Source organism: Paenibacillus mobilis (assembly GCF_058267595.1).
In genome coordinates, this window is record NZ_JBZCMS010000019.1 from 12,604 (window position 1) to 38,073 (window position 25,470).

20 protein-coding genes are annotated in these 25,470 nt (G+C 52.9%); all 20 read right to left on the minus strand.

Annotated features, from left to right (window positions below):
- The 20 genes from nadC to mfd all read right to left on the minus strand — a co-directional run bounded on the left by nadC (position 1) and on the right by mfd (position 25,237).
- Positions 1–867, minus strand: a complete 867-nt coding sequence (gene nadC / locus AC3ZPD_RS22160) for a carboxylating nicotinate-nucleotide diphosphorylase (protein WP_490986416.1) — start codon at positions 865–867, stop codon at positions 1–3.
- Positions 864–2,471 (minus strand): L-aspartate oxidase, encoded by a 1,608-nt coding sequence (gene nadB / locus AC3ZPD_RS22165; protein WP_490986417.1) that lies wholly within the window; start codon positions 2,469–2,471, stop codon positions 864–866. The genes nadC and nadB overlap by 4 nt, the downstream gene beginning before the upstream one ends.
- 35 nt (positions 2,472–2,506) lie before the next feature.
- Positions 2,507–3,445, minus strand: a complete 939-nt coding sequence (gene nadA, locus AC3ZPD_RS22170) for a quinolinate synthase NadA (RefSeq protein ID WP_490986418.1) — start codon at positions 3,443–3,445, stop codon at positions 2,507–2,509.
- A gap of 384 nt (positions 3,446–3,829) precedes the next feature.
- Positions 3,830–5,950 carry an ATP-dependent zinc metalloprotease FtsH gene (ftsH, locus tag AC3ZPD_RS22175; protein ID WP_490986419.1) on the minus strand — a complete coding sequence of 707 codons (2,121 nt, stop codon included), beginning with the start codon at positions 5,948–5,950 and terminating at the stop codon, positions 3,830–3,832.
- Between the two features lie 101 nt (positions 5,951–6,051).
- Positions 6,052–6,591 (minus strand): hypoxanthine phosphoribosyltransferase, encoded by a 540-nt coding sequence (gene hpt / locus AC3ZPD_RS22180; protein WP_490986420.1) that lies wholly within the window; start codon positions 6,589–6,591, stop codon positions 6,052–6,054.
- Positions 6,592–6,617: 26 nt separating this feature from the next.
- Positions 6,618–8,099 (minus strand): tRNA lysidine(34) synthetase TilS, encoded by a 1,482-nt coding sequence (gene tilS, locus AC3ZPD_RS22185; protein ID WP_490986421.1) that lies wholly within the window; start codon positions 8,097–8,099, stop codon positions 6,618–6,620.
- Between the two features lie 112 nt (positions 8,100–8,211).
- Positions 8,212–9,144: a serine/threonine protein kinase gene (locus AC3ZPD_RS22190; RefSeq protein ID WP_490986422.1), complete on the minus strand. Its 933-nt coding sequence runs from the start codon at positions 9,142–9,144 to the stop codon at positions 8,212–8,214.
- Positions 9,128–9,868 (minus strand): vWA domain-containing protein, encoded by a 741-nt coding sequence (locus AC3ZPD_RS22195; protein WP_490986423.1) that lies wholly within the window; start codon positions 9,866–9,868, stop codon positions 9,128–9,130. The genes AC3ZPD_RS22190 and AC3ZPD_RS22195 overlap by 17 nt, the downstream gene beginning before the upstream one ends.
- A 336-nt stretch (positions 9,869–10,204) precedes the next feature.
- Entirely contained in the window at positions 10,205–12,670 is a 2,466-nt protein-coding gene (gene spoIIE, locus AC3ZPD_RS22200) for a stage II sporulation protein E (protein WP_490986459.1), read from the minus strand.
- A 493-nt stretch (positions 12,671–13,163) separates the two neighbouring features.
- Positions 13,164–13,652, minus strand: a complete 489-nt coding sequence (locus tag AC3ZPD_RS22205) for a S1 domain-containing RNA-binding protein (RefSeq protein WP_068698958.1) — start codon at positions 13,650–13,652, stop codon at positions 13,164–13,166.
- Between the two features lie 156 nt (positions 13,653–13,808).
- A complete protein-coding gene (locus tag AC3ZPD_RS22210) occupies positions 13,809–14,144 on the minus strand; it encodes an FtsB family cell division protein (protein WP_490986424.1) in 336 nt (111 codons plus the stop codon).
- A gap of 22 nt (positions 14,145–14,166) precedes the next feature.
- Positions 14,167–14,733: a spore cortex biosynthesis protein YabQ gene (gene yabQ, locus AC3ZPD_RS22215; RefSeq protein WP_490986425.1), complete on the minus strand. Its 567-nt coding sequence runs from the start codon at positions 14,731–14,733 to the stop codon at positions 14,167–14,169.
- Positions 14,730–15,017, minus strand: coding sequence for a sporulation protein YabP (gene yabP / locus AC3ZPD_RS22220; protein ID WP_490986426.1), 288 nt, complete (start codon positions 15,015–15,017; stop codon positions 14,730–14,732). Before yabP ends, yabQ begins: the two co-directional genes overlap by 4 nt.
- 157 nt (positions 15,018–15,174) lie before the next feature.
- Complete coding sequence (locus AC3ZPD_RS22225) at positions 15,175–15,453, minus strand: RNA-binding S4 domain-containing protein (RefSeq protein WP_490986427.1); 279 nt, start codon at positions 15,451–15,453, stop codon at positions 15,175–15,177.
- A complete protein-coding gene (locus AC3ZPD_RS22230; protein WP_490986428.1) occupies positions 15,453–15,890 on the minus strand; it encodes an HU family DNA-binding protein in 438 nt (145 codons plus the stop codon). The genes AC3ZPD_RS22225 and AC3ZPD_RS22230 overlap by 1 nt, the downstream gene beginning before the upstream one ends.
- A gap of 189 nt (positions 15,891–16,079) precedes the next feature.
- A complete protein-coding gene (gene yabN / locus AC3ZPD_RS22235) occupies positions 16,080–17,579 on the minus strand; it encodes a bifunctional methyltransferase/pyrophosphohydrolase YabN (RefSeq protein ID WP_490986429.1) in 1,500 nt (499 codons plus the stop codon).
- 144 nt (positions 17,580–17,723) lie between these two features.
- Positions 17,724–19,430 (minus strand): putative polysaccharide biosynthesis protein, encoded by a 1,707-nt coding sequence (locus AC3ZPD_RS22240; RefSeq protein WP_490986430.1) that lies wholly within the window; start codon positions 19,428–19,430, stop codon positions 17,724–17,726.
- Between the two features lie 191 nt (positions 19,431–19,621).
- Entirely contained in the window at positions 19,622–20,164 is a 543-nt protein-coding gene (gene spoVT / locus AC3ZPD_RS22245; protein ID WP_490986431.1) for a stage V sporulation protein T, read from the minus strand.
- Positions 20,165–20,592: 428 nt separating this feature from the next.
- Positions 20,593–21,720 (minus strand): peptidylprolyl isomerase, encoded by a 1,128-nt coding sequence (locus AC3ZPD_RS22250; protein ID WP_490986432.1) that lies wholly within the window; start codon positions 21,718–21,720, stop codon positions 20,593–20,595.
- Complete coding sequence (gene mfd, locus AC3ZPD_RS22255; RefSeq protein ID WP_490986433.1) at positions 21,707–25,237, minus strand: transcription-repair coupling factor; 3,531 nt, start codon at positions 25,235–25,237, stop codon at positions 21,707–21,709. The genes AC3ZPD_RS22250 and mfd overlap by 14 nt, the downstream gene beginning before the upstream one ends.
- Positions 25,238–25,470: the final 233 nt, after the last annotated feature.

Genomic DNA, 25,470 nt, shown 5'->3' on the forward strand with positions numbered 1-25,470 from the left:
TTACCTCTCTTTCTTCGCGTTCAAGTCGAGGCTGATATCCAGATTTTCAAAAGAATAAGTCAACCGTCCAACGGAAATAAGGTCAACGCCGGTTTCCGCAATGGACCGGATCGTCTGCAGATTGACGTTGCCGGAAGCTTCCACTCTCACGTGAGGAGCGGCCGCTTTAATTCTCCTTACGGCTTCGCTCATCAGCTCGTTCGGCATATTATCCAGCATGATGATATCGGCTCCAGCCGCGAGCGCTTCTTCGACCTGCTGCAGATTTTCGGTTTCCACTTCTATGGTCATCGTATGCGGAATCTGGGCCCGCGCCCGGCTTACTGCCTGACTAATGCCACCCGCACCTTTAATATGATTATCTTTGATCATAACGGCATCATATAATCCGAAACGGTGGTTATGGCCGCCTCCGGTCCGCACCGCATATTTTTCCAGCATCCGGTGTCCGGGCGTCGTTTTCCGCGTATCAACCAAGCGGGCCGAAAGGCCCTCCAGGGCATCGACATAAGTTCTGGTACGCGTAGCTATGCCGGATAACCGCTGCATCAGGTTCAAAGCCAGACGTTCCCCCGTTAAAATACTGTGCGTGCTGCCTTCCACAGTAGCCAATACAGTGCCTTTGGAGACCTTGTCGCCATCCTTCACCTTAGGGGTAAATACAAGGCTCGGATCTACGATCTCAAAAACCAACCCGGCAATAGGCATGCCTGCCATAATCCCGTCGTCTTTGGCGTGGATAATGCCCATCGACTGTTCTCCGGGTGCAACCGTAGCCATCGTGCTGATATCCCCGGAGCCGACATCTTCCCTGAGCCAGCCCTTGATCGACTCGACCAAAGCTTCATTATAACCGTTCAGAATCATAGACTTTGTACCTCCAGCATTTCTTGATTGCGGCTGCAAAGCTGATGTTTGCGCCACACCTCGTCCCTCCGCTCCGGAAAATCCTCCCGGTAATGGCCCCCGCGGCTTTCCTCGCGCTGCAGCGCCATTTCGGTTATAAGCAGGGAGGAAGTGAGCATGTTGGCAAACTCCAGCTGCTCGGTGGTTTCCAATTTGGCGCAAAAAATCTCCTGCTCCCGTTTCAGCTCCCGCAGTCCCTCCTGCAAAAGCTCTCCTGTCCGGCGCAGACCTACTTTGCGTACCATTGTTTTTTGCAAATTGAGTTTTCTTTCGGGAAGATCCCGGGCCGGTTCAGTCGTACGGCCGCCATCAAAGCTGGCGCACTCATGCTCCGGCAACACTTCGAGCTCGAGAATTCTTTTTACAATACGGGCACCAAAAACCAACGCTTCCGATAACGAGTTGCTGGCCAGTCGATTGGCCCCATGCACGCCGGTTGAGGAAACTTCCCCGCAGGCAAATAAACGAGGGATGTTCGTTTCCCCATCCAGGTTCGTCCGAACGCCTCCCATCATATAATGCGCAGCCGGAGCCACGGGAATCCAATCCGTCGTCATATCCAGCCCGTAACTTAAGCAGGTTTCATATATAGTAGGAAAACGATGCCGGATCAGCTCCGGTTTCTCGTGGGTAATATCCAGATAGACCATCTGGGCATGCGTCTGCTCCATCTCGCTGACAATCGCCCTGGCCACCACATCGCGAGGTGCCAGCTCGAGCTGTGGATGGTATTTTTCCATAAAACGTTCCCCGCGGCTGTTCCGCAGCACCGCCCCTTCGCCGCGCACCGCCTCAGAGATCAGAAAACGGGGAGCGCCCGCATAACAAAGGGCCGTAGGATGAAACTGGATAAATTCAGCATCCCGGATGACAGCCCCGGCGCGATAAGCCATGGCCAGACCGTCAGCCGTAGCGACTTCGGGATTGGTCGTATAACGATACAACTGGCCGGCTCCGCCTGAACATAAGACAACGGCCGTGCTTTGCAGATAAAAACGTCCGCCGTCTGGACGCTGAACCAGCACGCCGCGGCAGGCCTGTTCATCCTGAACGAGGTCGATGACATAATGATGCTCCAACAGCTTTATATTGGCATGATTTTTAGCTTTGACCGCTAAAGCACGGACAACCTCGTACCCGGTCGCGTCGCCGTTGGCATGTAAAATCCGCCGGTGGCTGTGCGCCCCTTCCTTCGTCAGCGCGAGCCGGCCGTTCTCAAGGTCAAATTCCGCTCCAAGGGCAATCAGCTCGCGGACGGCAGCAGGCCCTTCTTCAGCCAGCACCTGCACGGCCTCCGGACGGCATAATCCGGCTCCGGCGATCAGCGTATCCTCCACATGCTCGGCCGTCGAATCCTCTTCGGACATGACGGCGGCAATGCCGCCTTGGGCGTAGCGGGTGTTGCTTTCCATCAGCTCTTTTTTTGTAATCAAGGTTACCTTGCGGGTCTCTGCTGCTTTTAAAGCGGTGAACAGACCGGCAATTCCAGATCCGATAATGACGACATCGGTATAAGCCGACGGCATTTTTTTCAAATCAAAATCGACCAAATATTGCGGTATCATAACCTTCACCTATCTAAACAAGAGAGTAGCGCATGCTACTGAACTTGTAACATGCGCTCTAGGGATGTTCTGGCCTTGTCGGCGACCTCGGTTGGAACGTAAATCTGCGGCTGCATCGTTTCAAGACATTTGACCAGCTTCTTCAGGTTGTTAACTTTCATGTTGGGACAAACCAGAAATTTGGTGGCAAAAATAAATTCCTTGTCCGGGCTGTCGAGGCGAAGCTGGTAACCGGTTCCGTCTTCCGTGCCGACAATAAACCGCTTGGCCGGGGAATTTTTGCAATAGTCCAAGATTGCTGTAGTGCTGCCTACAAAGTCGCCCATAGCGACTACTTCAGGCCGGCATTCAGGGTGTACGACGAATTCGGCATCCGGGTATTTGGCTTTCATCTCCATTACATGTTTGACCGTGAGCATGTCGTGGGTGTTGCAGTAGCCTTCCCAGATGATCATCTTTTTGTCTGTGTGCTGCTGGACGTAATGACCGAGATTTTTATCCGGTACCCAAATGATTTCTTCCGCATCAAGCGACTGGATCACTTTGACGGCATTGGATGATGTACAGCAAATATCCGTTTCCGCTTTGATTTCAGCCGAAGAGTTGATATAGGTAACGACCTTGGCATTTGGATGCTGGGCTTTCAGCTTGCGAAGTCCGTCCACGTTGACCATATCGGCCATCGGACAACCGGCCCGTTCGTCCGGAATCAACACCGTTTTATTCGGCGCCAGAATCTTGGCGCTTTCCCCCATAAAATGAACCCCGCAAAAAACGATAACATCAGCGTCGGTAGCCGCCGCTTTCTGGGCAAGCAGAAAAGAGTCCCCTCTAAAATCGGCGACCTCCTGAATTTCATCCCGCTGATAATAATGAGCAAGTATGATGGCGTTGCGTTCTTTCTTAAGACGAAGAAGCTTCTCTCGCAGCTCGCGGTTTTGCTCCGCTTTCCGCTCCAAAGCCAATGCTTCCACCTTAGTCCCCCCTAAACTCTCGCAGCTTCAGCAGCCGCGGCGTCTATAATATGCTTATAAAGATAAGTTTCATAGAAAAGTCTTTATTGATAACAACTAATTTACACAACGTTAGTCCCCCTGTCAATTGACACAGCGGCTGTAACAGCTTGGAAAACCCCGATTTAGATCGTGAACAAAAAAATTTTGGCATATTTAAAACCTTTGCTGCAAATTTCTCTCCAAGTCAAGTCTCAGACCTTTAAGAAAGCCCGCAAGCCTTCATTTTCCTTCATTTCTCTAACAAAAAAGACTGCCTTTAAAGGAAACCCTTTAAAGACAGTCTTGTTCAAACCTAGGAAGGAGCGTCGATTTAACCCGAACAGGCATGAAACCTGAAACAGATTAAACCGTGCGGTTGCCCCCGCCGTTTGGATCATTATTGTTGTCGCCATTCTCAGGCGGGTTGTTCGGAAGATCGTTTACCGTACCGTCAGGGGTATCCACCGGAACATCGCGGGAAGGTTCGCCTTCGCCAGGAATATTATTCGGGATATCTCCTTCAGGGATGTTAGGTTCCGTTCCTTCTTTCCCTTGAATACGGACTCTGACATCGCCAACATTGTCGATGATCGGAGCGCCGGATTCATTGCTGCCGTTGTCGCTACCGCCGTTATCGTTGTTGTCTTCCTGGATATGGCCGCTTTCGATCAACTGCTTGATATCATCAAGCTCAAGCGTTTCACGCTCAAGCAGCGTTTCGGCAATCAGGTGAACTTCTTTGGAATGTTTCGTCAGAAGCTCGCGGCAGCGCTCGTAGCAATCGCTGATGAAACGCTGCATTTCCTGATCGATCTCGTAAGCGATCTGATCGCTGTAGTTCTGCTCGTGTCCGATATCCCGGCCCAGGAATACCTGGCCTTGGGAGGTGCCGAACTGCATCGGTCCAAGCTTCTCGCTCATGCCATATTCGACGATCATGCTGCGGACAATGCTTGTCGCCTGCTGGAAGTCGCTGTGCGCACCGGTTCCGATTTCCCCGATGAACAATTCTTCCGCTACACGGCCGCCAAGCAAACCGGTAACGCGGTCAAGCAGCTCCTGCTTCGTAACGAGCATGCGGTCTTCCTTCGGCATCATGATGACATATCCGCCGGCGCGTCCGCGAGGAATAATCGTTACTTTGTGAACCATATCGGCATGCTCCAGGAAGTAGCCGACGATCGTATGACCCGCTTCATGGAAAGCTACAATCCGTTTCTCGCGGTCGCTGATCACGCGGCTGCGTTTCTCGGTACCGACGATAACGCGGTCGATGGCTTCGTCCACCTCAGTCATCGAAATATCTCTGCGGTTGCGTCTCGCCGCCAGGAGGGCCGCTTCGTTAAGCAAATTCTCCAAATCGGCTCCGGTAAAGCCGGTAGTGCGCTTCGCGATGGTGTTCAGATTGACGTTCTTCGTCAGCGGCTTGTTGCGAGCGTGTACTTTCAGCACAGCCTCGCGGCCTTTAACGTCAGGACGGTCAACCGTGATTTGACGGTCAAAACGGCCTGGACGGAGCAGCGCCGGATCCAGAATGTCCGGACGGTTGGTTGCCGCCACGATGATAATACCTTCATTTGCGCCGAAGCCGTCCATTTCAACGAGCAACTGGTTGAGGGTTTGCTCGCGTTCGTCATGCCCGCCGCCAAGTCCGGCGCCGCGCTGACGGCCTACTGCGTCAATTTCATCGATAAAAATGATACATGGGGCATTCTTCTTGGCATTTTCGAACAAGTCGCGGACACGGGATGCACCCACGCCGACGAACATTTCCACAAAGTCGGAACCGGAAATGCTGAAGAACGGTACGCCAGCTTCGCCGGCTACGGCTCTGGCAAGGAGTGTCTTACCTGTTCCCGGAGGACCTACGAGCAGTACCCCTTTCGGAATACGCGCCCCGACTGCCGAGAACTTGCGAGGATCTTTCAGGAATTCAACAACTTCGACAAGCTCTTGTTTCTCTTCGTCTGCCCCCGCTACATCTTCAAAAGTAACCTTCTTCTTCTCTTCATTATATAAGCGCGCACGGCTTTTGCCGAAATTCATGACCTTGCCGCCGCCACCCTGAGCTTGATTAAAGAGGAAGAAGAACAAAATAAACATAATCGCCAACGGAATAATGGAGGTCAGGAAAGTAAGCCAAATGCTTTCCCCTTCCATTGGCTTCATACTGAATTTAACGTTATTCTGCTGGGCTTTAATCGTTAATTCGCTTATGACCGCAGTATCATAAGGAACGTAGGTGGTAAAGTTTTTGGATTTATTGTCCCCAATTTGCTCTCTGTATTTGCCGGTCACCCGATAGGTGTAGCCGTCAAACTGTGCGGTCATTTCCTCTATCTGATTCGCTGCAAGCTGTTGGCGCAGTTCATCGTATCGAGGGGTGTTTGCCGATTCATTACCGCCGCTTAGGAATTGGACAATGCCCACCACTACTAAGAAAAGTATCAAATAAAAACCAGAATTCCGGATGAACCGATTCATCCCCTACCTCCTCTCAAGACACATTAGTTATTTTACCATAGCCGTTGCGGCGTTCTCAACCGGACGGGCCGGCGGTGCGGGCAAGGCCAGCGCCTTTGTCCTTAGGTTGTATAAATCTCTGGCTTTAGCACTCCGATGAAAGGGAGGTTGCGATACTTCTCGGCGTAATCCAAACCATAACCTACAACAAACTCGTCTGGCAATACAAAGCCGGTGTAGTCCGCCTGCAGATCCACCGTCCGGCGGGCCGGCTTGTCGAACAGCGTAACCACAACCGTCGACTTCGCCCCGCGGCGGCGCAGCACGTCAATCAGGTACGTAAGCGTCAATCCGCTGTCGATGATGTCTTCAACAATCAGGACGTCGCGTCCTTCAACAGAGGTGTCCAGATCTTTAATAATCTTAACCACTCCGGAAGATTTCGTTGAAGCCCCGTAGCTCGAAACAGCCATAAAATCAAGCTCGATCGGCACCGTGATTTCCTTAACCAGATCCGCCATAAAAATAAACGCGCCTTTGAGCACGCAAATCACCAACGGATTGCGTCCCTCGTATTCCTTGCTGAGGATGGCTCCCAATTCGGCTACCTTATCCTCGATTTGTTTCCGTGTGATCAGTACTTCTTGAATGTCATTCTGCAACTTAACGCGAACCTCCTAAAGTTATACTATGAATATCCGTCTCCACCCATGACCAGCCCGGCATTGCCGCTTTCGGCCTCCCAGCTCATCGAAATGACGGATTCCGTTCCTTGCCGGACCAGTGCCGCATCCGAGCGCCGGATGCCAGGAATCCAGAGGATCCGGCCCGAAGCATCCGTGATTACGGGAATCGCATCGCGCGAGGAGGGTGGAACCTTGTCATCAATAAAGATGTCTTTGACCTTCTTGCTTCCGGCAAGCCCCATCACCCGGATGGTGTCGCCCGGAAGCCGGGTACGTACGGTAAGCGGACAGGCCAGCTCGTCCGCATCAAACAGGGCTTCGTCTTTGCTAAGCGGTTTCAATGTCTTAGGCAGTCCGATCTTCGGCAGCCGCCGGATATGTAAAATCCGGCCTGTTCCCGGTACGGGGACTACAGCCGGCAAAGCTTCCACCAGACATTGAAAAACAGCCTCTTTCCCAGCCTCTTTGCGTGCAAGGAAACTTAAGGCATCATACTCTCGGCGGCAGATCAGTCCGCCGCCCAGATCGATTCGCCAGGTGGTCGGCTGCTTCTGCAGCGCCCCCCGCCGAACTGCTTCAACCTTGGCAAAGTCCGATTCTTCCGTATTTAAAGGCAGATAAGTTAATATTAGTTTAATCAACCTCCGTTGTAAAGCGACATGTAGCCCGGCCAAAGACGCGCAGCTCAAGTTCAGGGAACCGCTCCTATCGCGGCTCACCAGACGCTCCATTTCTTCTTCCGCAGCTTGGTTCATAAAGTCGTCTTCACTTTCGGCTATACTGGCCAGCCTGTTTAAAGAGGGAACCAACTGACCATTATATTGCCCCAAAAAAGGAAGCACATCCAGCCTGATTGCATTTCTTGCATATTTGTTTAGCAAGTTGCTGCTGTCTGTCACAAACCCCAGTCCGCTTTCCTCGCAGATCCGGATAAGGTCCGTCTTGTACATACGGAGCAGAGGCCGGATAAGTTCCACATTTTTTTCCTTCCGTTTTATCCGCATGCCTCCAAGGCCCGTTAGCCCGCTGCCTCTTAGCAGTTTAAGCAAAACCGTCTCCGCCTGATCGTCTCCGTGATGGGCAAGGGCTATGGATTTTGCCCCATATTTTTGAGCCACACGGTGCAGAAATTCATACCGCAGTTTCCTTGCCGCTTCCTGGCCGCCCATTCCGTGTTCCTTCATATAAAGGGGAACGTCCAGCTCAGCCAGCTCGAAAGGCCAGCCGTAAACCTCCGCCAAGCGTCGGACGAATTCTACTTCTTCGGCGGATTCCACTGGCCGGAACCCGTGATTTACGTGAGCGACGATCAGCTGCAGTCCCGCCCTGTCCTCTCCGGCAATCCGGCTCAGGATATGCAAAAGGGCCACAGAGTCCGGACCTCCCGAAACTGCGACCACAATAGTATCTCCAGGCGACCATAAGCCGTTCTCCTGTGCGAGTTCTTTTACCTGTTCCACCGTACGGCTTAGGTTCGGCTCCATCAGGAATTCCTTCTTTCCATCTTCACTTCATTCATCAAGGTCTGCCTTTAACAGGCATTTATTCTATGTAAGTTACCGTAGGGCCGTTTATCGATTATCGCTTATCGCATCGTTACCGAAGAAATAAATATAAGGCGCAAAGCAGCAGCACGACCGATAACGCAAAAGCTCCTGTCAGCCAGCCGGGAGTCGATCTCCGGGAAATACGCCCGGAAGGACGTCTGCAAATGGTCCGATCCCAGAGATGGAAAGCCTCCCTGCCGTTCTCGAACCTCCCTGTGAGCCCCCGCTTTAACCAGCCTGAATAAGGCTTAAGCCGCGGCTGGCTGTTCACGATGTTCAAAAGATCGTCCACCGTCCGCATCTGGGGAATGGTTTTGGCCGCTTTTCTGAGTTCATCCCCGCAGAGAAGATGGATGCAGACCACGGAGAAGGAAAACCAGTCATAAGCTTCATCCGCCGTGCGGCTCCCCGCATTCCAAAATCCCCGGTCATACCACTCGGTAAACTGTTTGACGCTGCGGCCAATTTGGCTCACTCCGCCGTAATCGATCAGCTCGACGTCGCCATAACCTCCGGCCATGATGTTGTCGGGTTTTAGATCGCCGAATACATATCCGCTTTCATGCAGCATCCGCAGCTGCTTCAGCACATTCAGCCCGGTCAAATCCAGCCAATCCGGACCTTTGCGTGAAATATACACGCTTAAAGGTTCTCCTTTTACATACCTCATCACGTAAAAAGGAACCTTGCCGCCCGCCAGCTCGGCATCGTCCACCTCGACCAGGAAAGCGGCCCCGTTATCCGGGGTCCTGCGGTTTCCCGTATTCTGCAGCGTCTTAAGCACATTGATTTCCGATTGCAGATCCACCGTATCAAAACCCAGCTTTAGCGCGTAACTCCGGCCGCCATTTTCCTGCTGAACGAGGTAAACCACCCCGTTTGCTCCTTTGCCGAGCAGCCTTCGGATCCGATAGCTGCCCCCGCGCCAGCGGCCGCGGATAACCGTCCCCGGCGATAAAGCCAGATCAGTGGACGTAGTCACTGAGAATTCCTTCTCCTGCACCATTTTCACCCAGATCTGTTTGGTATCCATTAAGTGTACCATATCGGAAGAAATCAATCACCTTCAGCAGGGCAGGTCCGGTAGGCGTAGCCCCTTTCATCACCAGACGCTGGAACAGCGAACGCGTGCTGCCCAAATCCGTGGTCCAATCGATATCCAGCACAACTTCCTCGCCGCCATGATTTCCCGGAAAATGAAAAACGGCAAGCCGGCTTTGACCCTCCCGGGCCCCCAGGCTAAGCATTAAATCCCGGATCGCTTCCTCCACGGCGGCAAGCTTCGGTTTCATGCTGGCACTGACGTCGATCAACAGAGCTACATCCAGCGGTGAAGTTTCGGTCAGCTCATCCATCACTTCCACCACTTCGCCCCGTTTGGCCGGCGGCAAATCCTCCAGGGATTCATTTCCCAGAATTTGCTTTAACTCCTTATTAACCGCCTGCTGGATAGTCTGAACCACCGTTTTGCGCGTCATCATCTGCATCGTTTTGGCCAGCTGCTTGGTGTCGGCCAGACGGCTCATTCCCCCGCCCGCCTTGGCGATCTCCTGAATTTCCTGCGCGCCAAGCTCGCCGATCGTGCCGTAGTCGATAATGCCCACCACATTGACCGTAATGCCTTCTTGTCTGGCAAAAGAAGCAGCCATGACCGGACTTTGCCCCACATTCGAACACCCGTCTGTTATTAAAAGAATTTGCTTCATCTTCGTTTCCCCCGTTTCGATGGTCCGCCTGACGGGCGGAGCCGGATCCTTCCTGACCGAGATCGTGTTGATCCCGTTTATCTCTAGCTTTTCCATCGAAACTAGCATTTAAACTCTGAGAATAAGATTTAATAGGGACATAAAGAGGACGGGAAGAAGACGGGAAGAAAAAGAAAAGCAGAAAAAAGCCGCACCTCACCGTACGGCCCTTTTCTGCTTTTTGTTCCGTATATAAATGGCTCAAATGGCATGTAGCCATTCGTACCTTTTTAAATTGAATCTCAAGCGCACACCTTCCTTTTCATATAATTGCACGGAACTAAAGATCACTAAAAGTCAGCTGACGGTCCGAGGCCGGTCCATCCGCTGAAGCCCCGGAATCTGCAGTGTCGACCAGGCCGGCATGTGGTGATTCACCTTGGCGATGACCACGGTCATGTCGTCCTGAATTTGATTTTTCTGATAGCGGATCACCGACTCGAGCAGGCAGTCGGCCATTTCCTGCGGATCGTCGCTTTCGATTTCCGTAATCAGGCGTTTGATCCAGAGCTCTTTGTTAATCGCATGGCCCGGGGCGTCATAGATCCCGTCCGTCATCATAATAAGCGTATCGCCGGGATGCAGCTGCAGGGTCACCAGGTCGATTTCGATATCCTGAATGATCCCGATAGGCAGATTGCTGGCGCTGACCGGAATCACCTCGCTGCCCCGTTTGATGAAGCTTGGCGAGGAGCCGATTTTCAGAAATGTCGTTCTTGCCGAATATTCGTCGATCAAAGCCATATCCACCGTAGCATATACTTCGTCCGGCGAACGCAGCATCAGCACCGAGTTAACCGATTTGATCGCCAACGTTTCGTCCATGCCGGACTGCAGCAGCTGTTCCAAAATGCCCAGTGCGGTGCTGCTCTCCAGCTTCGCCCGCTCGCCGTTGCCCATCCCGTCGCTCAGCGCAACGGCAAATTTGCCGTTGCCGAGCTCGACCGCGCTGAAGCTGTCGCCGGACAGCAGGTCGCCTCCTTTTGCAGTACCGGCTACTCCGGTTACAATCTCGAAGGTCTTGGCCGAACCGAACGTCACCATCCGGATACCTTCTTTCATGCCCGGCGTTTCGTTCACCACCGTAATCTGTTCCCCCAAAATGTCCGAAAGAAGCGGCGCAATCAGTTTGCGGCATTCGTCATAACCTTTTGTGAAATTGTGCATCATCTCGATCTCGACCTGGCCGTGATCCAAAGAAATAATATCGACGCTGTGAATGGACAACCCCATCTGTTCCAAAGCTTCGCGGATCTGCTCCTCCTGCAGGGACATTTCCTGCCCTTCCCGCTTAATTTCCTTAGCCAAATCCTCCATAACCTGCGAAACGCCGGACAGCTGCTCCGCCACAAGCTGGCGGCTGTCGTATATTTGGCGTTTCCAGTGCATATCATGTTGGTAGAGATCATATTCGTGTTTCATGACGGCCAATACCTGATCCGTTTTGCAGCAGATTTTGTTCCAACTTGGCGGTATGTCTTCCTTGCGGAATTCCGGATTCTCTTCGATCGCCGACATCATTTCCGTCATATATTTATATGTCTGATAGAACTTCCCGTCCCAGCACTGGTTTTTTCGGAAGCAGGTCGCACAGGCGCTATCGGTTGCCGCATTCATGAAATGATCCAGCTCCTGAGTCCGCTTGGAGATTTCCGAGGAGCCGGCCATCTGGCCGAAGCTGCGGGACAGCTGCTTAAATACCTGCGAGAACTGCGTTACTCTTTCCGCTGTAATATCCCGGATTCTTTTTGCATATTCATGTTGTGACTGGCTGTGATCCTGCGTTCCCGGCACATACTTAGCGATCATTCCCGTAACAGCCTTAGGGGTTAGCAAAAATAACGCGACGGAGATGCAGGTCTCCCAGGTGGAGGCCATAATGTCACCCGGCCCTGATAGATAGATCGACAATATGGAAGAACCGAGCAGCATGCCGAAGCCAACCGCCCACTTTTTCCCTTCCCTCAGCATGCCTGCCAGCATACCCGAAAAAGCCAGCAAACTCATCTGATAAATCGCCGACATGTCGGCCAAACTGAGGATCAGCCCCGTCACGACCCCTACGGAGGCGCCGAGCGGGGCTCCCCCCACTAAAGCAAACAGCAAAATGAGGTACCTGGATAAAATATGCTCCAACGAAAGCCCGTACACCTTCCAGCCCACCGCACCGGTCATGACGGAGGCCAGCAGAATGATCAGACATAAGATCTCTTCGTTCCTGAGCTGAACCGATTTCTTCCGAAATGTAAACACCGGCAGGGCCTGAATGAAGACCAGCGTCAGCACAAAGCCGAGCACCGCATCCATCACCGCCATTGTCAGCGCATACCAGGTAAGCGAAGGCCCGATGACCGCTTCGAACAGATTCACAAAAAAGGAGGCCGTAAACACCATAATGGGCGCATACGACAATTCGGAGCGTTCAAAGGTCTCCATCCCCTTTTTCATCAGCAGGATCATGACCATCTCGCATAAAACGGTCGGCAGATGCGGCTGTACCGCAAACAGCGAACCCAGCAAAACGGCGCCGAACACCGGAATCACCAAATCCCTCCGCATGAAAGCGATCACCGCGAAATAAGCGGCTGCAAAAGGACTAAGCTCATTCAATATGGTTGCCTTGCCGAGAAGGAATCCAACCAAGGTCAGCAGCATGCCCCATTTGTTGGCCGTAACGAACCGAATGAACCGAGCCGCTGCAGGCCATTCTTTCCACTTGTCAGCCAAGCCATTCTTTTCCCCTTGTTCCTTACTTCTCTTCATTCCCGGAAACGCAATCACATTTCGCTTCTCCATTAACCGCACCACCTGTTCTCAAGTTTGGGTATGTCCCATTATAGGCGGCGCGTTTTGGAAAGTTTGTCAAACAAGGGAGGCCCCCCTAAAGAAATTTACGACAAATTGAGAGACCTCCGCGTATTTTTGCAACCCCCTATCCCTGCTGGAAAAAGAACGCCTAAGGCGCTTTTATGTTCCCCTTTTTCAGCACCGGTCCTAACGTTTGTTCCTGCCTGAAGGCTAGCGATTCCCCCTGAGATTGATGGAAATGCGTAATAAACTGTCGGCAATTGATCCGGACACGACAAAAAAACCATACAAGAGGCGGCTATCCTCCAAAAAGCTCGTTTAAGACCTAGCGGGACCTCCGAATACCGCGCTCGAAACGGATCTTTCGCAGCCAATGGCCAAAACACGGCACAAAAAAACCGCAGCGCGCTAAAATAGCGCCTACGGTTTTGAATTATATAGGGTACAACTACATGCGTTTCGCGCCGCGTCCACCGCGTTTGCCTTCGGTGTTCTTCTTCAGCGACGAAATGCGTTCTTCACTATCCTTCAGGAAGCGTGACACCTTATCTTCAAATGAAGTCTTGCCGGCTGGAGGTTTAAAAGAACGTCCGCCACGATCACGGTTATAACCGCCGCCACCGCCGCCGTTTCCACCGAAGTCTCCGCCTTGACGATCCGGTCTTGGTGCGCGAGGAGGTCTTGGCGTGGATTCAACCGGCTTATCAACGGCCTGCTTAATCGACAATCCGATCTTGCCGTCCTTATCAACATTGATTACTTTGACGGTCACAACGTCGTTAAGCTTCAGGTGGTCGTTGACATCTTTAACATAATTATCGGCGATTTCCGAGATGTGAACGAGACCCGTGACACCTCCTGACAGATCCACAAATGCTCCAAAATGCGTGATGCCTGTCACTTTACCCTCTAACTTGGTGCCCACTTCAATTGCCATAAAATAAAATGATCCTCCCTTAAAAATATACAGCAAGACTTTAGGTACTCTGCTGCGGTGATTTGATTATACCCAATGACACATAACAGGTCAACCAGTCGGAAGCCTGTTATAGCAAGGAAAGTCCCGGGTGAGGACCCTTAATCTATATTATGTTCAATTCCCGTCCGTTGACTTTCTGATCGGCGTTTCCCCCGGCTTGTACAAGCCATATTTTTTACGGGCGAGCTGACCGATGTATTCCGGATCATTCAGACGGTTAATTTCGTATTTGATCTGATTCAAATTATCTTGAGTTACCTTCTCCTGGGCACGAACCTCTTGGAGCTGTTTGGATTTATCATCCAGCTCAGACGCCTGGGAATAAAACGCATAACCTGCCCAACCTACAAAAAGAATGACAAAACAAAACCACAACCTGAGCCTTCTCTTGGCACCGGCGTTGCTGGTTGTTTTCTGTTCCCGTTGATTTGCAGTGGACGCAGCACGCATGCGAATCCCTCCGTCTTGTTCGTTATTGCTTTCTGAACCACCAGTTGCGGATTGCTTCAGCCTTATGAATCACCCATTGCCAAGCAGCGGGCAGCTTCAGCCTCCGAACGAGCGGAAGAAGGAAAAACTTCAGCAGTTTCCAGATAGGGAGCAGCATCCGAAGCAGGAATAGCAGCGTTACCCACAGGAACCCGAGCAGAAGTTTGGCAGCTTTCAGGACAAACCTGAGCGGTCCGATGATTAGAATCTGCACCAGACGTACGCAGGTGAAATATACCTTGTCCACTACCTTCAATAACATTAACACAAAACGTGCGGCCGGAACACTTAACATCCAAAAATAGATCAATATTCCTAGGAATAGTCCTAAAAACACATAAAACCTTAGCTCCCCGTGATTGCTGTGGTACAAAGTGCGGAATACGTAAAGCGCTGCCCAGATCCAATAGATCAGATCAAGCGCATGAATGCTCCATCTCGGAAACCGGTACCTGGTTTCGACAATCCTTACACCGTCGAAAACGACTCCCAGCACGCAGCCCGAGACGAGCATCCACAGCAGCGTTATCCATTGCATCTCCAGGTTCATCGCAGAAGTTTGCCCAGCAGTCCTTTATTTTTGGGTTGGGAGCCCGGATTCAAGTAGGACAAGGAATTGACCGTGCCTTCAATGGAGACAAATCCCTGTTCCAGATTCAAATTCTTAATGTGGAGATTCGAGCCGCGAATCGTCAAATGGCCCAGTTCGGTCTGCAATAAAAACTCTTCATTGTCGAAGCTTTCGACATTATTAACTCCCGAGATTTCTAGCAGCTTGCGGCTATGTAACCTGATGTCTTGCACCTTGTTATTGGTTTTACCCGTCTCGATCATGGCCTGTACCCCTCCTTCTATTGATAAGCTTATGGAGCGATACAAGGCTTTAGAACAATTAGTTCCGTCCTGAAAAAAAGAAAAGAAGCATATCCCGGGGATATGCTTCTTCATCGGTCTTAAGCGGAAAACGAGTTCCCGCCTAAAGGTCCGCAGGTTACCAGTCCAATCCGCTGCTCTTGGCAATCGGCTCTTCCTTCACCACGGTATACATCGTTGCCGCCTCATCCTTGCGGGTCGTTTCGGCCAAACGCTCTACGCGAACGGTCACCAGCTTCTGACCGAACTGAACGGTTATTTCGTCTCCGATTTTAACCGTACTGCTCGGTTTCGCTTCGCGGCCGTTGATGATCACGCGGCCTTGCTCCGAAACGTCTTTGGCAACGGTACGCCGCTTGATCAGACGCGACACCTTCAAGAATTTATCTAAGCGCATTACTTAACAGCTTCTTTAAGTTTGTTGCCCGCTTTGAATGCAGGAACGTTAGCTTCAGGAATTTCGATCGTTCCGCCGGTTTGCGGGTTACGGCCGGTACGTCCGGAGCGTTTGCGAGTTTCGAAAGTACCGAAGCCGATGAGCTGAACCTTGTCGCCGCCGGAAAGAGCATCGGTGATTTCGCTGAGCAGACCATTCAATACGACTTCTACGTCGCGTTTGGTCAAACCGCTTTTGCCTGCAATATTGTTGATCAGATCTTGTTTGTTCATGTTTAAAAGCCTCCCAAATTCCAAAAAATAGTTCTTCTCCTCGTCCGTCCGATGTTTCCACCGGTTACGGACAGCCAAGCTCCGGAACGGAAATTTTTCCGGGTTCCGGGTCCCGACATAAATACTAATTCTTGTTTCCTTATCAAAATCCTGCCCGTCCGACAAAATATTTTGTCGAGTCCTTCGTCGAAGGACGATCCCATCCCTTGAAAGCCTTCAATTCAGTCAGGCTCTTCTTTGTTCAGGCCTTGAGCCGCAAAGACTTCCAGGCTTTTGGAACGAAAGCGAGAGGCTGCGGAAAGAGCTTCGGCGCAAAAGGGCGGGTAAAGGATTCCCCGGGCCAGGCTTCTCCGTTTAGCTCTCCGATCGTTCAAGCTCCTTGGCTTCATCCCAAAGCTTGTCCATTTCGGCCAGCGTGCTTTCCCCCGGAGCCGAGCCTTGTTCCCTTAGCTTGTCCTCCACGTAACGGAAACGGGCAACAAACTTGCGGTTCGTTCTCGACAAGGCTTCCTCCGGGTCGGCGCCGACAAATCGGGCCGCGTTCACGACCGAAAACAGGACATCGCCCAGCTCCAGCTCGATTTCCGAGGCTGGCAGCCCCTGTTCAACCGCCTTTTTGAGCTCAGACAGCTCCTCTTCCATCTTGGCCAAAGCACCTGTGGCATCCGGCCAGTCGAAGCCGACTTTAGCGGCTTTCTTCTGCAGCTTGTAGGCCTTCATCAGGGCCGGCAGATCGCGCGGCACGCCGTCCAGCGCGGACATGGCTTCCGGGTTCAGGCCTTTGCGGCGTTTCTCCTCCGCCTTCATGGCCTCCCAATTGCCGAGAGCTTCCGCGGCATCGCCGGCGCTCCGGTCGCCAAATACGTGAGGATGACGGAAGATGAGTTTTTCGTTAAGGGTTCCAATCACGTCATAAACGGTAAACGTCCCCTCTTCTTCTTCCATTTGCGAATGCAGCATCACTTGAAGCAGCAAATCCCCAAGCTCCTCCTGCATATGCTCAGGATCATCCTCGTCGATCGTTTCCAGCACTTCGTAGGCCTCTTCGATCAGATTTCTCCGCAAGGAGCTGTGCGTCTGTTCCCGGTCCCAAGGGCATCCGCCCGGACTGCGCAAAATCTCGACAATCTCATGCAGCCGCGCAAAACTCTTCATCTGCAATCTGTCGTCATCGCTCCGCGGAACGTAGATCAGCGAAAGATTGCCGTAGTCCTGAATCCGGTCAAGCTCATACAAAGGCACCTTCAGGATCTGCTCTTGGCCTTCTACCCCGAGGGCATGGCCGACAACCACCTCGTAGTCCTCCGGATAGAGCTCCATCAAGCTAAGCTTCACATCCGAGGCCGTAAAGGCATCATACACTTGTCCGATCAGGGTATGCAAATTCGGCTTCAAATCCTGCATGGCCAGTCCCGCCGCATCCAGCAGCTGAAAGCCTTCAATCGGATCAAACCCGAGGCGCGCAAAAGCCTCGTCGAGGAAGCTTTCTCCGCCTACAACATCCAGCCGGATGTTCTGTTCCGGGCATTTTTCCCTAAGCAGCTTCACCGTTGCTTCAGCCACCATCGGATGGCCCGGAACCGCATAGGTAATCGACGATATTTCGTCTTTTAAGACCTCCGTGATCAGACGTTCAGCAATCTCGCTGTAAACGGACGGAAAATCGTCGTTAGCTTCATAAACGCTGTCGAAAGACTCGAAGGTTACCCCAGAAGCCGCCAGCCAGTCCAGCACCGGATGATCCTTCGTCCGGACGTAAAGCTTGTCCGCTTCCTGAAGTTTCTTTAAATTCCCCAAGGTCAGCCGGTCCGGATCGCCCGATCCCAGACCGACCACGGTTATCGTTCCCTTCACTCTCACTCACTCCCCGGCGCTCCATTTCATGTGGACACTTATCCATTACGACCACTATATCACTTGCAGCCGGCCAGCACCAAACTTTCGGGAAGCCTCGGAGAAGGGACGAAGCGAAAAAGGCACGGTCCGGCAAAGGCCTGGCTATTGCCGGGGGAGCAGGCGCAGCTTGCCCAGCACAGCGGCAAGCTTGGGCCCGATCCGGGGCAGGGCGGCCAGCTCCGCCCCGTTAATCAGCCGCAGGCGCAGCGCTGCGGCCAGGAACACGGCGGCGCCCAGCCCGACGCCGAGCACGCTTTCGGCGGCCGCATCAAGCCGCCGGCCGTTCAGCCCTGCGGCGGCGAAGCCGAGCCGCAGGAGCAGCACTGCCGCTGCCATGGCCGCAAGGGCCAGCAGCGGGCGCCACAGCGCCGTCCGCAGGGACGGCGCAAATCCCAGGCGCCGCGCCAGCAGCGCCAGGTTCAGGCCCGCCGCGAGCCCATACGCGGCGAGCCCCGCGAGGGCCGCGCCGTCGACGCCCAGCTCCGGCACGAGCAGCACGTTCAGCACCGCCTTCAACACGGCGGCGAGCACCATCGCCAGGGCAGGGGCCCTGACCGTGCCCAGCCCCTGCAGCAGGGCGGCCGAGACCGTGGCCATGGCCGCCGGTGCCGCCGTAAAAGCCAGCCAGAGCAGCGTATCGCTGCCTGTGTTATTTTTGTACAGCATAATATTAATCGGTTCCGCAAGCGCTCCAAGCCCTACCGAAGCGGCGCAGCCGATCAGCCAGAACCAGCGCAGCGCCGTCCCCGCCTGGCCCGCCGCCGCCTTGATGTCACCCTTATATTTAAGCTCAGCCATAGCCGGAATGAACAAAACGGACAGGGAAGTCGCCATCATATTGATGAGCTGCACCAGCGGAATCCCGCGGTTATATATTCCGATTTGCTCCATTACGGATGTGTGGCACTCCGCGAGCAGCCTTGGAAGCGTGAAAGTGTCCACCAGACTAAGCAGCGGGACAGCCAGAGCCGCAAGACAAATCGGAAGCGCGTAGGCCAAAAGAGGTTTGATCAGCCGAATGCTCCGGTGATTTGCCTGCTCTCCCCCTGTATGCGACCGATTGGCCGATTGTACGGATTGCCCCAGCGGATTTGGCTGCAGCTGAAGCGGGTCTAACCTTTGCCCTTGCAGGGACGCCACGCCGCCTTTAGAGGAGGTCTTCTTCTTAGCGCTCCGCCAAAAGAGCAGCATAGCGATAAGTCCGGCCGCGCCGCCCGCCGCCGAACCAAACATGGCTCCGCCGGCAATGGAAGCATCGGAGACGCCGAGCGAAGTCAAATAAAGCAGCAGCAAAATCATCGTAGCCACCCGTATGGCCTGTTCGCTTACCTGTGAGACAGCCGTCGGCAGCATATTCTGCTGTCCCTGGAAATAGCCGCGAAGTGCGGCAGACGCGGGGACGAACAGCAGGGCCGGCGCTGATGCGCGGAGCGCCGGAACCAGCTGCCTGCTGCCGATCCAGTCGGCAAGCAAGGAGGCGCCGAAGAATAGCAGGAGGCTTCCGATCAAACCCAGCGCCATCATGATGAAGGCCGAGATTTTCAGCACCTCCCGCGCGCCGCGTTCATCCTGGTCTGCTTCGCGTTCCGCCACGAACTTCGAAACGGCCGACGGAAAACCGGCCGTAGCCAAAGTCACGAGCAGCGTATAGAAAGGATATACCGTATTATAAATGCCAAAAACCCCGTCCCCGCCCAGGTTTTGAAGCGGAATCTTTTGCAGGGTGCCGAGCAGTTTCGAGACGATAGCTGCCAGTCCAAGTAGCGCCGCCCCCTTTAACAGCTTTGATGCCGCCGATGATGGTTTCATGGTCCTCTTTCCTGTAGCCCTGCAGCCCTACTGACTGCCTGGCCGCCTTTTATAAGGTTAGTTATTCCGGTAGCCCGGTGTAGATCAAAGTCCATTATAAAAGGTTTCCCGGACATGCAAAAGCTCCTGTGGTCCGATTCTCCCTTCAGCAAGGGGGAAACGGGCAGGAGCTTTTGTCAGCAAGCGTATTTCTACTGCTCCATCTGCTTCGCAAGGAAGCCGGCAGCAGTTTCCGCCATTTTGGTCTCCAACTGGGACATTTTGACGGATTCGTCTTTGTTCAGCAGCACGACAGTGCCGATAGGATCTCCGCCCGCAATAATCGGGGCGATGACAAAGGTGGAGATTTTCTCCGAATGATCTTTCGTTAATTCATAGGAACCCGTATTGGTTTCCATGACGGACTTGCGGCCGTCCATGCAGTTTTCGAGCAGCGGCCCGACCTGCTTGTCCAGATATTCCTTTTTGGACGCACCGGCAACGGCGATTAACGTGTCGCGGTCCGAAATAAGCGTAATATGGCCAGTACTTTCATAAAGGGATTCCGCGTATTCTTTTGCGAAATCACCCAGTTCGCCGATTGGCGAATATTTCTTCAAAATGACTTCCCCGTCCCGATCCACAAAAATCTCAAGCGGGTCTCCTTCACGAATGCGGAGCGTACGGCGGATTTCCTTAGGAATAACCACCCTTCCGAGATCATCAATACGGCGCACTATACCAGTAGCTTTCATAACATGTTGCCTCGCTTTCTTAAGAAGTATTGGACTACGGTGTGGAGGTGAAGCTTTAGCAAACGCACCGGGGTGCTATTTGTTTTTTTTGGAATACAGACCATAACTTCAGGACGCCCGAACGCTTCCGGTATCCAGCCAATCCTCCGCCCTGTGCAGGGAGCCTGTTTGTTGACGTCTTACCGGCTCATTAGAAGTTCCAAGTTTGGTTAAATTCTTGACCATAGTATTCATCTGTTCCCAATTCCTTATTCATCAGCCTGTTAAATCGGGAAGGTCTCTCCGGCAATGACAAATTAACCCCTCGCCAAGCCCCGAAAGCCCGCTGCCTCTTTAAGTCCTTAGAGGCTTACAAAAAGGACGATACCCGGTCAGGTATCGTCCTCAAGCTTGCGAATATTTTATATACGTTTAAGGTCTCCGATTTGTTACTTTGAAGAGTCTGGCGAAGCAGACGTTTCCGGTGCCGCGCTTTCAGCCGGAGCGGAAGGGCTTGTCCCGCTGCCCGCGTCGGCGCCGGCGGAAGGAGCCGCCACTTTAGGCAGGTCGATCTTTTTGATGATCTTGCTTTCCAGATCGCCCGACATGAACTCGTCCAGCTTTTGGGAACCGATCGTATTCTTGATGGTATCTTTCTGCTCGGCGGTCAAATCCTCGAACGTTTTAGCCTGGCGGGATTCAACGCGCATAATGTGGTAACCGTAGCTTGTCTCTACAGGATCGCTGATCGTATTGAGCGGAAGGGTCAGCGCAGCCTTTTTAAATTCATCTACCCAAGTGCTGACTTCCGTATTTTCATACAGGCCGCCGTTGTCTTTAGAGCCCGGATCTTCGGAATACTGCTTGGCCAGGTCGGCGAAGTTTTTGCCGCCGTCGGCATCCAGCTTGGCTTTAACCTCTTTAGCCAGCTTCAGGGCATCATCCTTCGAACGCTCTTGGCCTTCGGCATCTTCAAAGGTAATCAGAATATGGCGTACAGAAGCAACGGTGTAATCGTCTTTGGTCGCTTCGAATTGTTTTTTCACTTCATCATCGGTAACTTTGGAGGTTTCGGTTTGCACCACGGTAAAAATACGGACCATATAGTCCTTAAATTGCTGCTCGGTGACGTTTTGTTCCTTCAGCATGCTTGCAAAACCTTCATCGCCAAGCTGGGTCTTGATTTGGGAAAGCTGGGTATCCGCTTGTTTGGCGCCCGCTTCCTTCTCTTTATCGTCGGCTTTGGCAGCCAGGTATTTATAAGCGATCTCCTGTTTCAGCAAATACTGGCGGAAATCGTCGTTGGATGCGTACTGCTCCATCTCGGGGGAAAGAATCAACATAATCCGCTGTTCGAGGTCATATTCGCCCTCCGTGATCTGGCCTCCGTCGTAAGTAGCTACCACTTTAGTGCTGTCCGCAGTACTGCTGCCGCCGTTAGCGGCGCTGTTTGAACTTTCAGGCGCATTGCCCGCATTGTTTTTCTTGCTGCATCCTGACAACACCACGGCAAAGCTCAGTACGGCTACCAGAGCAATAAACGCGATTTTCCAGGAACGCCTCTTATTTTGCAACATCTTGTAGTTCCCCTTTCGATTTGAATACCGGCTGTAAAGAGCCCAGGAATTTCTCAAGCAGCTCCAGCATCTCCTTGTCGTCCATTCCTTTGGCTTTGATATGGATGACCAGATCAGGCCCTTGAGTAAATTGTACACGTCTTCCATACTGATTGCCAACCTCAGCCAGCTTGGAAGGAACCATATCCTTGGCCTTTTGCGGATAAAATTTTAAAACCACGTCATCGCCGCGCCGGTTCATGGACTCGATCCCGTAAGTTCTGCCGTAAATCTTAAGACGGGCCACCGACAGCAGGTTGCTGACCGCTGCAGGCGGTTCCCCGAAGCGGTCAATCAATTCATCCGCAAGTTCGGATACTTCTTCAAACGTGGAAACGGCAGCCGTTTTCTTATAAATTTCAATCTTCTGTACGCTGTCGTAAATATATTCAGGCGGAAGATAGGCGTCGATCGCCAGATCGAGCGTCGTATTCCACTTCTTGTCCTCCGGCTCCTCTTCGCCCAGCATCGTCACTTTGCGTTTCTGAATTTCTTCGGCCAGCATTTGCGAATAAAGATCAAAACCGACGGAGGCAATAAAGCCGTGCTGCTCAGCCCCCAGCAGATTGCCCGCCCCGCGGATCGAAAGGTCGCGCATCGCGATTTTGAAGCCGGAGCCGAGCTCGGTGAACTCCTTGATCGACTGCAGGCGTTTCTCCGCCACTTCGGTCAACGATTTATCCCGCTGATAAGTGAAGTAGGCATAAGCGATCCGGTTGGAACGACCTACGCGGCCCCGCAGCTGATACAGCTGGGAAAGGCCCATTTTGTCCGCGTCATGCACGATCAGGGTGTTTACGTTCGGAATATCGACGCCCGTTTCAATGATGCTGGTACTGACGAGCACATCGTACTCTCCGTCCAGAAAATCGAGGATCGTCTTCTCCAGCTCCTGCTCCGACATTTGTCCATGGCCGATCCCGACTCTCGCCTCAGGCACAAGCGCCGAGATTTGCGCGGCCATCTCCTGAATGCCCTGTACGCGGTTATACAAATAATAAACCTGCCCCCCCCGGGCCAATTCGCGCTCAATCGATTCACGCACCAAAGCCTGGCTGTGCTCCACCACATAGGTCTGAACCGGGAAGCGGTTCTCCGGCGGCGTCTCGATGACCGACAAATCGCGTACGCCCAGCATGGACATATGCAAAGTCCGCGGAATTGGCGTCGCGGTAAGAGTCAGCACGTCGACGTTCACTTTCAGCCTCTTCAGCTTCTCTTTATGGGTAACGCCGAAACGCTGTTCCTCATCGACAATAAGCAGGCCCAGATCCTTAAACACAAGGTCCTGCGACAGCAGCCGGTGCGTTCCGATCACGACGTCGACCGTTCCTGCCCGTACGCCTTTAATCGTCTCGTTCTGCTCCTTGCGGCTGCGGAAACGGCTAAGCACCTGAATGTTAAAAGGATAGTCGGCAAAACGCTCCCGGAACGTCTCGTAGTGCTGCTGGGCAAGGATGGTGGTCGGCACCAGCACCGCCACCTGTTTGCCTTCGATGGCGGCTTTAAAGGCGGCGCGGATGGCCACCTCGGTTTTGCCGTAGCCCACGTCGCCGCACAGCAGGCGGTCCATGGGACGTTTTTTCTGCATATCTTTCTTGATTTCCTCAATCGCCCGAAGCTGATCGCGCGTTTCTTCATAAGGGAACATGTTCTCGAACTCGCGCTGCTCCGGCGTGTCCTTGTCGAAGCCGTAGCCCTCCGTCGCCTGACGTTCCGCATAGAGCTTGATCAGGTCGTCGGCAATGTCCTCCACAGAAGAACGGACTTTGTTTTTAACCCGGGTCCATTCGCTGCCTCCGAGCTTGTATACCTTCGGCTCCTTGTCTTCCGAACCGACATATTTCTGAATCAGGTCAATCTGTTCGATCGGCACCGAAAGCTTGTCGCCCCCGGCATAAAGGATATGCATGTAGTCCTTGTGGATCCCGCCGACTTCAAGCGTGCCGATGCCCATGTATTTGCCGATCCCGTGATTCTGGTGAACCACGTAATCGCCGACTTTAAGCTCCGTATAACTTTTGATCCGTTCCGCGTTATCCATGCTGCGGCCGCCCTTGCGGACCTTCCGCTGCTTCTGGGAAAACATTTCGCCTTCGGTAATGACTACCAAATGCGCGGCCGGCAGTTCAAAACCGGTCTGCAGGTTGCCCTGCAGAATCATAGGCTCCGGAATGCTGTAGTCTTCCAAGACACGGATCATCCGGTCTTTACGCTCGGCATTGCTGGCCAGCATGATGATTTCCGCGCCGCTTTTCTTCCAGCGCTCCATTTCGGATTTCAGCACGTTCATCTGCCCATGGAAGTCCTGCATGCCGCGAGTTACGAAGTTCAGGATATTTTGCGGCTGCGTATGCGGCACCTGGCGAAGGAAAATCGACAGGAACAAGGTCTGGAACGGCCGATGATACAGCACTTTATCGCTGTGGACGGAAAGCGGCAGCTCCGGCAGGCTTTTTCCATTCTGGAACAAATGCAGATTCCATTCCGCCTCATCGCGTTCAAGCTGCTTGGCCGTCTCCAGAAGCCGGGCAGGCTCATCCAGGATAAGCAGCGTATCTTCCGGCATATAGTCGAACAAGGTATGATGCTCCGGATAAATCAAAGAGATGTATTTATAAATGTCTGCAAAATAAACATGCTCGCGCAGCATCTCCATCTCGCGGGAAATTTCTCCCTGCAGCAGGCCTTTGGCCTGGCGGTCCGTCATTTTCTCAAGCTGGGCAGACAACCGCTGGCTGATCTGCTCCGCGGCCCGGTCCAAACGCTCACCTTCCGCAATCAGCTCTTTGCAAGGCGCGATATAGATCTCCTTAACCTGCTCCACGGAACGCTGATCGGCCGGATCAAACACCCGGATCGAATCCACGTCCTCGTCAAACAGCTCAATCCGGTAAGCGAGCCCTGACGGAGACATCAGCGGAAAGAAATCGACGATGCCCCCGCGTACGCTCATTTCCCCGCGCGATTCCACGCGCTCTACGCGTTCATAGCCAAGCTCTATCATTTTCGTCAAAAAAGAGTCCAGCTGCAACGTTCCTCCCAGCTCGACCTGAATACCCGCCGCAGCCATCGCTCCCGGAGCAGGAAGCAGCTTCCGGACGCCGGAATAAGGCACGACAATAATGCCGCGGAATCCCTTCGAGGATTTCAGCAGCACGTCGATCCGCTGGGAGAGCGTCTCCGGGCTTGAAATGGCCGATTCTGCGGCTACCAGCTCATTAGCGGGATATAGGAGCACTTTTTCCGTTGAAAGCGCTTCCTGTAAATCATCTGCGATTTTTTGAGCCGAGAACATATTATGAGTTACAACGAGCAATGGACGCTGCGTTTGTTCATGGAGGGCAGCCAGCATAATTTGTCTGGAAGAACCCGACAATCCCGAAACGAGCTGTTCCTTCATGCCGGCATCAATGCCGGCGGCCAGCGATCCAAAGTCGGAATCTTTAGTAAAAGCTTGTATAAGTGCTTGTAACAAAAGCGGCACCTCTCTCATTCGCCATGATAGGCATCCTCTCGCGTCAGCTGCCTTCGAAGTTCTTTTTATAACTAACCAAAATAAGCCTCAGCAAAAGGGCCAAGGCTCTATAATAACCGTTCCTGAATTCGTTTCATTATTGTCAATGAGTCTGCTGCTAGGATCTAATGCTCACAGACAGCACGGAAAGCTCCCGCTTCTATAAGCTTCCGTTTATCATCCAGCGGTCTAAA

What these genes read in the sequence shown, in the direction of transcription:
- nadC (WP_490986416.1), bottom strand. Translation starts at nt 867, where the DNA reads ATGATTCTGAACGGTTATAATGAAGCTTTGGTCGAGTCGATCAAGGGC.
- nadB (WP_490986417.1), bottom strand. Translation starts at nt 2,471, where the DNA reads ATGATACCGCAATATTTGGTCGATTTTGATTTGAAAAAAATGCCGTCG.
- ftsH (WP_490986419.1), bottom strand. Translation starts at nt 5,950, where the DNA reads ATGAATCGGTTCATCCGGAATTCTGGTTTTTATTTGATACTTTTCTTA.
- tilS (WP_490986421.1), bottom strand. Translation starts at nt 8,099, where the DNA reads ATGGAGCCGAACCTAAGCCGTACGGTGGAACAGGTAAAAGAACTCGCA.
- AC3ZPD_RS22195 (WP_490986423.1), bottom strand. Translation starts at nt 9,868, where the DNA reads ATGAAGCAAATTCTTTTAATAACAGACGGGTGTTCGAATGTGGGGCAA.
- spoIIE (WP_490986459.1), bottom strand. Translation starts at nt 12,670, where the DNA reads ATGAAGAGAAGTAAGGAACAAGGGGAAAAGAATGGCTTGGCTGACAAG.
- AC3ZPD_RS22205 (WP_068698958.1), bottom strand. Translation starts at nt 13,652, where the DNA reads ATGGCAATTGAAGTGGGCACCAAGTTAGAGGGTAAAGTGACAGGCATC.
- AC3ZPD_RS22210 (WP_490986424.1), bottom strand. Translation starts at nt 14,144, where the DNA reads ATGCGTGCTGCGTCCACTGCAAATCAACGGGAACAGAAAACAACCAGC.
- yabQ (WP_490986425.1), bottom strand. Translation starts at nt 14,733, where the DNA reads ATGAACCTGGAGATGCAATGGATAACGCTGCTGTGGATGCTCGTCTCG.
- yabP (WP_490986426.1), bottom strand. Translation starts at nt 15,017, where the DNA reads ATGATCGAGACGGGTAAAACCAATAACAAGGTGCAAGACATCAGGTTA.
- AC3ZPD_RS22225 (WP_490986427.1), bottom strand. Translation starts at nt 15,453, where the DNA reads ATGCGCTTAGATAAATTCTTGAAGGTGTCGCGTCTGATCAAGCGGCGT.
- AC3ZPD_RS22240 (WP_490986430.1), bottom strand. Translation starts at nt 19,430, where the DNA reads ATGAAACCATCATCGGCGGCATCAAAGCTGTTAAAGGGGGCGGCGCTA.
- spoVT (WP_490986431.1), bottom strand. Translation starts at nt 20,164, where the DNA reads ATGAAAGCTACTGGTATAGTGCGCCGTATTGATGATCTCGGAAGGGTG.
- AC3ZPD_RS22250 (WP_490986432.1), bottom strand. Translation starts at nt 21,720, where the DNA reads ATGTTGCAAAATAAGAGGCGTTCCTGGAAAATCGCGTTTATTGCTCTG.